10 protein-coding genes are annotated in these 11,798 nt (G+C 62.4%); 6 read left to right on the forward strand and 4 right to left on the reverse strand.

Annotation, left to right across the window (positions count from 1 at the left end):
* Positions 1-283 precede the first annotated feature (283 nt).
* From acs to A3A9_RS0120420, 3 genes are all read left to right on the forward strand, one after another.
* Positions 284-2,239 carry an acetate--CoA ligase gene (acs, locus tag A3A9_RS0120410; RefSeq protein ID WP_027060429.1) on the forward strand — a complete coding sequence of 652 codons (1,956 nt, stop codon included), beginning with the start codon at positions 284-286 and terminating at the stop codon, positions 2,237-2,239.
* On the forward strand, positions 2,239-2,985 hold the full coding sequence (locus tag A3A9_RS0120415; protein ID WP_027060430.1) for an MOSC domain-containing protein: 747 nt from the start codon (positions 2,239-2,241) through the stop codon (positions 2,983-2,985). The genes acs and A3A9_RS0120415 overlap by 1 nt, the downstream gene beginning before the upstream one ends.
* A gap of 129 nt (positions 2,986-3,114) precedes the next feature.
* A complete protein-coding gene (locus A3A9_RS0120420) occupies positions 3,115-3,933 on the forward strand; it encodes a sugar phosphate isomerase/epimerase family protein (protein WP_027060431.1) in 819 nt (272 codons plus the stop codon).
* An 18-nt stretch (positions 3,934-3,951) separates the two neighbouring features.
* On the opposite strand, the gene A3A9_RS0120425 is transcribed toward A3A9_RS0120420, so the two are convergent.
* The 3 genes from A3A9_RS0120425 to A3A9_RS0120435 form a co-directional block, all read right to left on the reverse strand.
* Complete coding sequence (locus A3A9_RS0120425; RefSeq protein ID WP_027060432.1) at positions 3,952-5,214, reverse strand: SAM-dependent methyltransferase; 1,263 nt, start codon at positions 5,212-5,214, stop codon at positions 3,952-3,954.
* Positions 5,215-5,593: 379 nt separating this feature from the next.
* Complete coding sequence (locus A3A9_RS0120430; RefSeq protein WP_027060433.1) at positions 5,594-6,955, reverse strand: pilus assembly protein; 1,362 nt, start codon at positions 6,953-6,955, stop codon at positions 5,594-5,596.
* A 311-nt stretch (positions 6,956-7,266) separates the two neighbouring features.
* Positions 7,267-8,136 carry a transglutaminase-like domain-containing protein gene (locus A3A9_RS0120435; RefSeq protein ID WP_027060434.1) on the reverse strand — a complete coding sequence of 290 codons (870 nt, stop codon included), beginning with the start codon at positions 8,134-8,136 and terminating at the stop codon, positions 7,267-7,269.
* 164 nt (positions 8,137-8,300) lie between these two features.
* On the opposite strand from A3A9_RS0120435, the gene A3A9_RS0120440 reads away from it, so the two are divergent.
* On the forward strand, positions 8,301-8,966 hold the full coding sequence (locus A3A9_RS0120440; RefSeq protein ID WP_027060435.1) for an HAD-IA family hydrolase: 666 nt from the start codon (positions 8,301-8,303) through the stop codon (positions 8,964-8,966).
* A gap of 8 nt (positions 8,967-8,974) precedes the next feature.
* Here A3A9_RS0120440 and A3A9_RS0120445 read toward each other — a convergent pair whose 3' ends face one another.
* Complete coding sequence (locus tag A3A9_RS0120445; RefSeq protein WP_027031749.1) at positions 8,975-9,196, reverse strand: DUF1674 domain-containing protein; 222 nt, start codon at positions 9,194-9,196, stop codon at positions 8,975-8,977.
* 105 nt (positions 9,197-9,301) lie between these two features.
* Here A3A9_RS0120445 and htpX point away from each other — a divergent pair, with 105 nt between their 5' ends.
* Positions 9,302-10,321 (forward strand): zinc metalloprotease HtpX, encoded by a 1,020-nt coding sequence (gene htpX / locus A3A9_RS0120450; protein ID WP_027060436.1) that lies wholly within the window; start codon positions 9,302-9,304, stop codon positions 10,319-10,321.
* Complete coding sequence (locus tag A3A9_RS0120455; protein ID WP_027060437.1) at positions 10,312-11,700, forward strand: RsmB/NOP family class I SAM-dependent RNA methyltransferase; 1,389 nt, start codon at positions 10,312-10,314, stop codon at positions 11,698-11,700. Before htpX ends, A3A9_RS0120455 begins: the two co-directional genes overlap by 10 nt.
* Positions 11,701-11,798 lie beyond the last annotated feature (98 nt).

Here is an 11,798-nt window from a genome sequence, read left to right on the forward strand (position 1 = left end):
TCCTTTCCTCCCAACGTCAGATTGTGCGCGCCGTTGCTTAACTGTCTATTGATTTTTCCTGATCGAAACAGGCTTTTCGACGCGAAAACATACAGTTAGCAGCGAGCTAGGCCGAGTGCTGACAGCACTTGGCGATGCCCGTGCGGCATCCCGCCACGCAAACCGAACGTCTAATGTTGCCGTCACGGCGGAACTGGTAATAATGCCGGCGAATTCGCGGCTGCGTCGCCGCGATCCCGCCGGCGTTTCAAGCCGGCGTAAAGGTTCGGGAGGAAAGTCAGGAATGTCCGAAGTTCATGTCCATCGCGTCCAGCCGGCGTGGAAGAAGAATGCGCTGATCGACAACGACACGTATCTCAAATGGTATGCCGACAGCATCAAGAATCCGGACAAGTTCTGGGGCAAGCACGGCAAGCGCATCGACTGGTTCAAGCCCTTCAGCAAGGTCAAGAACACCTCCTTCGACGGCAAGGTCTCGATCAAATGGTTCGAGGACGGGCTGACTAATGTTTCCTACAACTGCATCGACCGCCACCTGAAGAAGCGCGGCAACCAGACCGCCATCATCTGGGAAGGCGACAACCCCTACGACGACAAGAAGATCACCTACAACGAGCTTTACGAGCATGTCTGCCGGCTCGCCAATGTGATGAAGAAGCACGGCGTCAAGAAAGGCGACCGCGTCACCATCTACATGCCGATGATCCCGGAAGCCGCCTATGCGATGCTGGCCTGCACGCGCATCGGCGCCATCCATTCGATCGTCTTCGGCGGCTTTTCGCCCGATGCGCTGGCCGGGCGTATCGTCGATTGCGAATCGACCTTCGTCATCACGTCGGACGAGGGCCTGCGCGGCGGCAAGCCGATCCCGCTGAAGGAAAACACAGACAAGGCCATCGACATCGCCGCCAGGCAGGATGTGATGGTCAAGAACGTCGTCGTCGTGCGCCGCACCGGCGGCAAGATCGGCTGGGCGCCCGGCCGCGACCTCTGGTACCACGACGAGGTCGCGACGGTTAAGCCTGAGTGCAAGCCCGAAAAGATGAAGGCGGAAGACCCGCTGATCATCCTCTACACCTCGGGCTCGACCGGCAAGCCGAAGGGCGTGCTGCACACCACCGCCGGCTATCTCGTCTATGCCTCGATGACGCACCAATATGTCTTCGACTACCATGACGGCGACATCTACTGGTGCACCGCCGATGTCGGCTGGGTCACCGGCCACAGCTACATCGTCTATGGCCCGCTCGCCAACGGCGCCACTACGCTGATGTTCGAGGGCGTGCCGAACTACCCGTCGCAGTCGCGCTTCTGGGAAGTCATCGACAAGCACAAGGTCAACATCTTCTACACCGCGCCGACGGCGCTGCGCGCGCTGATGGGCGCCGGCGACGGCCCGGTGACGAAGACATCGCGCAAGTCGCTGCGCGTGCTGGGCTCGGTCGGCGAGCCGATCAATCCGGAAGCCTGGGAGTGGTATTTCAACGTCGTCGGCAACGGCAAGGTGCCGATCGTCGACACCTGGTGGCAGACCGAGACCGGAGGCATCCTGATCACGCCGCTGCCCGGCGCCACCGACCTCAAGGCCGGCTCGGCGACTCGGCCCTTCTTCGGCGTCAAGCCGCAACTGGTCGACGGTGAAGGCAAGGTGCTGGAAGGGGCCGCCGACGGCAATCTCTGCATCACCGATTCCTGGCCGGGCCAGATGCGCACCGTCTATGGCGATCACGACCGCTTCGTGCAGACCTATTTTTCGACCTACAAGGGCAAGTACTTCACCGGTGACGGCTGCCGGCGCGATGCCGATGGCTACTACTGGATCACCGGCCGCGTCGACGATGTCATCAACGTCTCCGGCCACCGTATGGGCACGGCGGAAGTCGAATCGGCACTGGTCAGCCATGACAAGGTCTCGGAGGCCGCCGTCGTCGGCTATCCCCACGACATCAAGGGCCAGGGCATCTACAGCTATGTCACCTTGATGAAGGGGGTCGAGCCGACCGAGGAGCTGCGCAAGGAGCTGATCGCCCATGTCCGCAAGGAGATCGGCGCCATCGCCTCGCCCGACAAGATCCAGTTCTCGCCCGGCCTGCCCAAGACGCGCTCGGGCAAGATCATGCGCCGCATCCTGCGCAAGATCGCCGAGGATGATTTTGCCGCGCTCGGCGACACCTCGACGCTTGCCGATCCGGCCGTTGTCGACGACCTCATCGCCAACCGACAGAACAAGAAGGGCTGATGCGGAACGAGGCGGCACTAGGCTCTGTCACCCAGTTGTGGCGCTATCCAGCAAGTTCGCTTGCCGGAGAGCGCCAGGACGCGATTTCAGTCAGTCTGGAGACCATCGACGGCGACCGCATGTTCGGCCTCGTCGATGTCTCGGACAACGAGATCGCCCGGCCCGATCGCGACGTGAAATGGCACAAGGTGCCGCGCATCCGCACCCGGCTGACCAGCGATAGAGACCTGGAGATCGCCGTTCCCGACGGCGACTGGCTGGCCGTGCCAGGTGCCGAATGCGACCACGCCGTCTCAGCCTATCTTGGCTTTGCTGCCTCGATCCGGCCATTCAGCCAGGACATCGCGCCCGGCTATACCGGCCCGCTGACCGCGGCGCGCTACCGCAAGGCGCCGATCCATCTCTTGACCACGGCATCACTGGCAAGGCTGAAGGCGTTGCATCCGGAAGGCAGTCCAGACCCGCGCCGCTTCCGCCCCAACATCGTCGTCGACATGGCGGCGGTCGAAGGCTCGTTTCCCGAGACCGAATGGATCGGCCGCAAGCTCGCCATCGGCGACCTGCTGGTGACCATCTCCGAACCGTGCCGCCGCTGCGGCTTCACCATCATCAGCCAGGACGGCTTCGAGCACGATGCTGGAATCCTGCGCAACCTGGTCCGCCACAACGCGCATAATCTCGGCGTCTATTGCACGGTGGACCGGCCGGCGCGGGTCGAGGTCGGCGCGACGATGCGGTTCGTCTAGGGCAGTCCCGGCGCCTCGTCGCGGGATTGGCTTAGCGTGTAATATGCATGACAGAAAACGGCGTCATACAGCCTCGGCGCGATCTGTCTTGCTGCCCGACACCTTGAAATCTTATCAACCGGAGTCCCGATGACCTCCCTACCCATTCTTGGCGCCGCCATGACGCTGGCCGACGTCGAAACCCACCGTGGCTGGCTTCTCGAAAAGCAGCGCGACCTGGAACTGCAGAGCTTCGCCGATGCTGATGTCCTCAATGGCGATTGGGCACCGCTCGCCGCCCGCGCCAACAAGCTTCTCGACGGACATGAAGGCCGGCTCGGCATTCACGGGCCTTTCTGGGGTTTCACCATCGCCTCGCAGGACCCCGATATCCGCGCTGTCGTCAGCAAACGTCTCATCCAGGGTATTGAGGTCTGCGCCGCCATCGGCGCGACGCATATGGTCGTCCACAGCCCCTATACGACGTGGTCCTATAACAATCTCGACAACAATCCCGGCGAGCGGGAGAAGATAATCAAGTACTGCCATCTGACGCTTCGCGATGCCGTCAGGCAGGCCGAGAACATCGGCTGCACGATGGTGCTGGAAAACATCGAGGACAAGGACCCGCACATCCGCGTGGCGTTGGCCGACAGCTTCAACTCACCTGCGGTCGCCGTCTCCATAGACACCGGTCACGCCTATTATGCCCATGGCTCGACCGGTGCTCCCCCGGTTGATTACTATATACACGCCGCCGGCAACCGCCTGCGTCACGTCCACCTGCAGGATGCCGACGGTTATGCCGATCGCCATTGGAGCCTGGGTGAAGGCACGCTTCCATGGCGCTCGGTGTTTGCCGCGCTTGCCAAGCTCGAAAGCAACCCGCGCCTCATAATCGAGATCAAGGACAAGTCCAAGATACTGGCTTCCGCGGCTTACATCGCCTCGCTTGGCCTTGCGGAATAGGCGCGAGCGGGTCGCTCGCTATCGATACAGGTCAGCCCGCGTCGGCGGCAGGCCGCTCGGGCCCCGCGCGCGCTTGGTGGCGACAGTCTGGAATATCTGCGCCGAGCCGCGATCGAAGGTGATCGAGCAGCCGGTCAGGTAGAGCAGCCATAGCCGCGCCTTGGGTTCGCCGACCTCGGCGATGGCCTCATCGAATCGCGCATGCAGGCGCTCCGCCCACAGCCTGCAGGTGCGGGCATAGTGCTCGCGCAGATTCTCGACGTCGGCGACGAGAAATCCATGCGCCTCGAGATTGCCTGTTGTCATGCCGATCGTGTCGACCTCGCCGCCGGGGAAGATATATTTGATCAGCGCCCTGTATTCCGCGCCCTTGCGCAGCGTCTTCCTCGTGCCGCCCTTGCCGCGCCTTGTGATGGCGTGGTGCAAATAGATGCCGCCCGGCTTCAGCAGCCGGTGCACGGTCGAGAAATAGGTGGCGTGGTTGGCAAGGCCGACGGCCTCGAACATGCCGATGGACGAGATCTTGTCGTAACTGCCGTCGAGATCGGTGTAGGACTTGATGTCGATGATGATCTTGTCCTCCAGCCCTTCGGCGCGGATGCGTTCACGTGCCAAAAGCGTCTGTTCCTGCGACAGCGAGACGCCATGGCCGATGGCGCCATAATGCTTGGCGGCATGGATCAGCATCGCTCCCCAGCCGCAGCCTATGTCGAGCAGCCGGTCACCCGGCTTCAGCCTCAGCTTGCGGCAGATATGGTCGAGCTTGTCTTTCTGCGCCTGGTCGATGCCATTGGCGAAATCGGTGAAGTAGGCGCAGGTATAGACCATGCGCTCATCGAGGAAGAGCCGGTAGAAGGCGTTCGAAATGTCATAGTGATGTTCGATCGCCTGCTTGTTGGAGCCGCTGACGAAAGGATTGCGGCCGGCAAGATCAGACCGCTTCGTCATCTGTCGTCGCGAGAACAGAACGGCGGGCAGGTCGCGCAGGATCGCCAGCTTCGGCAACGCCTTCAACCGTAGCTTTCCCTGTGACGGCAAAGCATAGAGATCGAACAGCGATCCGTTCTCGACGTCGATCGTCCTGGAAATCCACATTTCCAGCAGCGTCGAGAAATTCGGCCGGCGGGCCAGCTGCCAGACGATGTCCTGATCGTTGATGGCAAGCACCGGACCGCCGGCGGGGCCGATCCGCTCGCCGGTCCACAGCCTGACGGCAAAGCCTGGTTTCAGGGCCTCGATCACCGTTCGGACGATGCGCGCTGCTCTTTCGGTGGCGTCCATGCTCGTTCCCCCCCCACGGCCCGATGCCCGATCTTGTCCGTTTGAGCCGTGGACTGCAAGCCGAGGGATGCGGATCTGGTTGGCGGCATTTTCCGACAGGAGTGCCTTTTTTTGCATGGCACTTGTCATTTGCTGCGACGCACCCCATCATGAGTGTGTGTTCAACAAATCGAAAGGAGGTGATCCGATGTCGAGTGATTTCGTTTTCCAGAACGTGGCCTCGCAGGATTGCACTTTCGGGAAGCAGTCTTCCCGTTAAGGCGCGAGATGCGCGGCGGGTAACCCCAAGGGGTTGCAGCCACAGGCCGCGCCACGGACGGAAACACGGAAGGCCGCCAGCTTCGAAAGAAGCGGCGGCCTTTTCCTTTTGTGCTAAGTCCTACTTCGTCAACGCAAGGGTTTCGATATTGCGGGCGATCGTCTGAAAGGCGGCATCCAGTTCGCCGCCGTCGGCGGCTTGGTAGAAGTGCTTGACCGAACCGGTATCGGGGCTGGCGCAACTCTGGAGTGTCGAAGCGGCATTCGGCTCATCGAGTTTGAAGCCGATCGTGAAAATCTCTATGCCTTTGTCACGCATGGCAGCACAGAGTTTTGTCGCCGCCGTGCGGGTCGTTTCCTTGCCGGCATCATTGTAAACCTCGCCAACGCTGGTGGCGTCGAAATAGGACAGGTTGAATTCGCCGTCCGTCATAAGGATCGCGTACTTGCCAACCTTCTTTGGATCGAACTTGGCTGGCCGCTGCGAAGCATTGAGCACGCTGCCCCAGCTTTCCGAGAGCATGTACCATGTCCACTGGACGCCGATATGGCCGGCGGTTCCGCCTGAAGCGACAAGATCCCTGATGACATTCTTGAGCGTGGTGGCATCGGCCGTCAAAGGGACGAGTGCGGCGACCGGGCAAGCGGCCGTGCGTGTATTCGTGGCAAAGCCCGACAACAGAAAGTCCCGATTGACCATGCTGGAGTCAGGACCCGCATCCGAATACTGATCGATCCCCTTGCGTTCGGTGGCGCAATTGTCTGGGCGCGGCGAAGCCGAAGCCAGCTGGACACTTGCATTGCCGGGCGCCTGTTTGCGCTGGCTGGCGTTGGTTTCGACGTAAACGCTGCTGGCGGCAAGCTGACCCGCATTGACCGAATTGGCATAGGGCACGATCGAAACGCGAACCCGTGGCTTGTTCGGATCCTGGCTGCCCAGGAAACTGTCCACCGCATTGGCCGCGGCAGTCTTCAGATCCTTGATTTTCTGACCGGCCATCGAGCCGGTGACATCGAGCATCATCGCCACTTCGATGGTCTTGTCCGAATAAAGCGATGTCGTCGAAGCGGTGACGCGCCTCGTATCGCCGCTGCCGAAAATCGGGAAGAACAGGGGGACATCGACATGGGCGTCCACCTGCACCGTCTTGGCGATCTTGTCGACGACCAGCTGGTCAAGGACGATCTGCCCAGGCTGCAGAATTCCGGCGGTGTCATTGGCGTCAAGGAAAGCCTTCACCGACTTGTTGGCATCGGCTTCCTTAATGGCGCCGGTCGTGATGTCGCGCGCCGTCGAGGTCACCGCGGCGTCGACCACACCCTGCAGGCTCGATCTGGCATTGTAGAGCTGTGAGATGTTGACCGAGAAGCCGGCGGCTAGCGCCAAGACCGAGGCAGCAAGGCCGAACAGGATTGCGAAATTTCCACCGCTGTGTCTGGCGAACCCGCCGACCGCGTGAACAAGACCCCCGTAATTTCGCATCCAACAGCCTCCGCATGCCTCGGCCTCGTCGCCGCAATGAAGGCAATGCAGGATTCCAGCCGGACGACGCCCGCAACGCGCCAGAACCGGCTCGTCGTTCTCAACCCGTTGTTTTTACTGGATTTCGCTCTTTACAAAGGTGAATGACCGGTAAACGGGGAAACGCGGCTTCGGCCATGTTTACGAACCGCTTACCATGCTCGAAGCCTGGCAATCGCGGAACGCTTAGCGACGTCCTGTTGCGGCACAGGCCTGCTGTGCCGAAGCGGACCAATTGTCCCGAGATTTGGGACGCAGAACGCTACGAAGGACTACGCCAGCATCTGCGCGCTGGCCGTCCTGTCGATGCCGTGATGAGGCGGATTGAACAGATTGCCTTCCTGTTCATAGGTCCACACCTTGAACAGGCTGAGCCGGTGCGGGCCGAAGCTGTGCAGCAAGGGCACGTCGGTGGCGTCGCGACCGCGCGCGATGACGACGCGGCCGGTCCTGGGCTGGTTATGGCGTGGATCGAACGTGTACCACTTGCCGTCGAGGAAGATCTCCATCCAGGCCGAGAAATCCATCGGCGCCGGATCGGCCGGCACGCCGATGTCGCCGAGATAGCCGTTCACATAACGCGCCGGAATGTTCATGCAGCGGCAGAGCGTGATCGCCAGATGGGCGAAGTCGCGGCACACACCAACCCGTTCCTCATGCGCTTGCGCGGCCGTACGGGTCGAGCGCGCGTAGCCATAGCCGAAAGACAGCCGGTTATGGACATAGTCGACGATCGCCTGCACCCGCGCCCATCCCGCAGGGACTTGACCGAACAATTGCCAAGCCATCCCGCTGAGATGATCGGTCTCGCAATAGCGGCTGCCCAGGAGATAGATCAGGGCTTCGTCGGGCAACTCCGCCACCGGCACTTCCCTGGCGAGCGTATTGACCTCATCCGTCTCGCCACCGTCTTCGACGACGGCATCATAAAGGATACGAAAGCCGCCGGCGGGAGCGGTAAAACGGCGGCAGGCGTTGCCGTGCACATCCTGGTAGAGCTTCGTCGGCACCGAGGGCGATGTCAGAACGCGCGTTTGCCGCTTGATATCGGCCTGCCTGTCCTTGTGGATCTCGAGCAGCGAAATCACAGGAGTGGCTTCGGTGCATTCAATGGCGATTTCGTAGCCGAGCCGGATCAGCATTGCAGGTCCCCTTCGATCGTCAGGAAAAACAGTTCTGGTCAAACGTCGCAGGTTTGCCGTGGTTCCCTGGACCGTCGAAAAGACGCGGCCGCGCCTTCCCATGCAAGCGCCTGGACGTTACGGTTGGGCGCTCCCTCGACACCTTCCCTATTTCAAGGAAAATCATGTTTGCTGGCAGAAAGTTTGCCGCCTTCCTCTTCGACATGGACGGCACCGTCATCAATTCCATCGCCTCGGCTGAGCGGGTCTGGAGCGACTGGGCGCGCCGCCATGGCCTCGACGTCGCCGCCTTCCTGCCGACCATCCATGGCGTGCGGGCGATCGAGACGGTCGGCCGCCTTGCCCTTCCAGGCGTCGACCCCGCGCATGAGGCCGACGTGCTGCTGAAAGCAGAGGCCGCCGATCTCGATGGCATTCTCCCGATCACTGGTGCCGTGGCGTTTCTCAAGGCGCTGCCTCCGGAACGCTGGGCGATCGTGACCTCGGCGCCACGCTCGCTGGCGCTTGCACGCATGAAGGTTGCCGGCATTCCCGTCCCCGCAGTGCTCGTTGCCGCGGAAGATGTTTCGCGCGGCAAGCCGGCGCCGGACTGCTTCCAGCTTGGTGCAAAACAGCTGGGCGTCGACGCGCGCGACTGCCTGGTGTTCGAAGATGCTCCGGCCGGCATCGCGGCGGCCGAGGCGGCGCAAGCTTCGGTCATGGTGATCAACGCCACGCACCAGCATCCAATCGCGACGCCGCATCCCGCGATTGCGGGTTACAACAATGTTGGCATCACCGTGGATGAGCGCGGCTGGCTTGCACTGCAGCCTCGGCGCAATGCAGCCTAGATCAATCCCTAAAAATCGCTGGTCAGGCCTTTGACTTCCCAGTCGCCGTAGCGGCCGGGCTCCTTGCCGCCACGGCCGCCGATCTCCTTCGGCAGCGTGGCTTCCTTCTCGCGGTATGCGGTGCGCCGTGCCTCGGCCTCGGCCAGCGCGCGACGGGCGGCAGGTGTCAGCTCTTTTGGCAACGCGTCGTCATCCGAGCCGGCGGGCGTTTTGCTGGTTTCATCGGTCATGCGATATTCCCCGCAGATTGAAACAGGGGCAGGCGTTTCCCATCATATAGCCATGAACCCAGGACGATCGACCCCTTTTCACAGCTATCTGGACAGGAGCAGACGATGAACACCATTCGCACCGCCATGCTTCTGGCCGCCATGACGGCACTGTTCATGGGCGTCGGCTTCCTGATCGGCGGCTCGGGCGGCATGATGATCGCTCTGGTGATCGCCGCCGGCACCAACCTGTTCAGCTACTGGAATGCCGACAAGATGGTGCTGTCGATGAACCATGCCGTCGAGGTCGACGAGAAGAACGCGCCGGAATATTACGCCATCGTCCAGGCATTGGCCAAGCAGGCCGGCCTGCCGATGCCCAGGACCTATCTGATCGACAATCCCCAGCCGAACGCCTTTGCCACCGGCCGCAACCCGCAGAATGCGGCGGTCGCCGCCTCCACCGGCCTGTTGCAGCGGCTGACCCATGAAGAGGTCGCGGCCGTGATGGCGCACGAGCTCGCCCACGTCCAGCACCGCGACACGCTGACCATGACGATCGTCGCCACCTTTGCCGGCGCCATCTCGATGCTCGGCAATTTCGCCTTTTTCCTCGGCGGCAACCGCAACAACAGCCCGTTCGGCTTTGTCGGCGTGCTGGCGGCGATGATCGTGGCGCCATTTGCCGCCATGATCGTGCAGATGGCGGTCAGCCGCACCCGCGAATACGAGGCCGACCGGCGCGGTGCCGAAATCTGTGGACACCCGCTCTGGCTGGCCTCCGCCCTTGACAAGATCGCCCGTGGAGCAGAACGCATCCCCAACCCTGATGCCGAGCGCAATCCTGCGATGGCGCATCTCTTCATCATCAATCCCTTGCACGGCGAGCGTATGGACAGCCTGTTCTCCACCCACCCGAGCACCGACAACCGCATCGCCGCGCTTCAGGCGATGGCACGTGACATGGAGGACGGGGACATCAAGACCGCTCCGCGCCAAGCACCCGCGCAGCGGCAGGCCGAGGAACAACAGCCGTCCGGCCCGTGGGGTCAGGTCGCGCAACCCGAGTTGCCGGCGGAGCCTGAGAAGCCGAAGTCCAATCCGTGGGGTCGCAACCCGACCGGGCCTAAAGGCCGGTGGTCGTGAGCGTGAGAGATCCTCGACCCACAGGCTCAGGCGATCAGGACCACAAGGACGGCGGCGATTTCGTTGCCGGTCTCGCAGCCCGCAAGGCAGCGGCAAGGCTGCTCGCTGCCGTCATCGACGCAAGAACGCCTTTGGACGGTTTGACCGACCACGAGAACGGCCACCCGCAATACAAGGCGCTCGATCTGCGCGACCGTGGCCTGGTGCGCGCCATCCTGGTCACCGCACTACGCTTCCGCATGACCATCACGGGGCTGCTGGCGCGCAGGCTGGAAAAGCCGCTACCGCCCAACGCCACCGCTTTGTCTCACATACTGCATGTGGCGGCAGCGCAAATCCTGTTCCTCGACATTCCCGACAGCGCCGCTGTCGACCTTGCCGTGACGCACGCCAAGTCCGATCCGCGCACGCAGCGCTTCTCCGGCCTCGTCAACGGCGTGCTGCGCACGCTGGCGCGCGCCAAGGACGCGGAATTGCCAGCTGCTCTGGCCGCGACCGACGAAGCGCCAAAATGGTTTTCCGACCGGCTGAAGACCACCTACGGCGCCGATAAGGCGAAGCTAATTCTCGAAGCGCATCGCGTTGAGGCGCCAGTCGACTTCTCGGTCAAGGCCGATCCCGAACTCTGGGCCGAAAAACTCGGCGGCATCGTGCTGCCGACCGGCACGGTGCGCGTGGAAAATCTTGCCGGCGCCGTCACCGAACTGCCCGGCTTCGCGGAAGGCGCGTGGTGGGTCCAGGATGCGGCGGCCAGCTTGCCGGCGCGGCTGTTCGGCGATGTCAGCGGATTGCGCGTTGCCGACCTCTGCGCCGCACCCGGCGGCAAGACCGCCCAGTTGATCCTGGCCGGCGCCAGGGTCACCGCCGTCGACACCTCGAAGAACCGGCTGGCACGGTTGGCGCAAAATCTCGACCGCCTTGGCCTAGCCGCAGACATCGTCCAGGCCGATCTCATCAAATACGAGCCGAAAGAACTGTTCGACGCCGTGCTGCTCGACGCGCCGTGTTCGTCGACCGGCACGGTGCGGCGGCATCCCGATGTGCCATGGACCAAGACGGCGGCCGATGTCGAAAAGCTCGCGGACCTGCAGCGCAGGCTGCTCGCCCGCGCGGTCACGCTGGTCAAGCCCGGCGGACGGATCGTCTTTTCCAATTGCTCGCTCGATCCGCTGGAAGGCGAGGATCTCCATCGCGCTTTCCTCAAAGCGACGCCTGATGTGGTTGACGATCCGCTGCGGCAAGGCGAGATCGCCGGCATCGATTCGTTCCTCACGAAACAAGGCACACTGCGCACCACGCCCGCCGATCTCGACCTCGGCGCGCCGGAGCGCTCGGGTCTGGATGGCTTCTTCGCCGCGCGTATGCGCCGAGCCACCTAACGATTTAACTATCCGTATTTGCTGACTTTTTTAGGGAGGGTATGGGGGACCGTATCCCTTCCCAGGAATTCGCCTTCGCACGACTCGTTCAATCATGT

Source organism: Mesorhizobium loti CJ3sym, assembly GCF_000472785.1.
Taxonomy (GTDB): Bacteria; Pseudomonadota; Alphaproteobacteria; order Rhizobiales; family Rhizobiaceae; genus Mesorhizobium; species Mesorhizobium loti_E.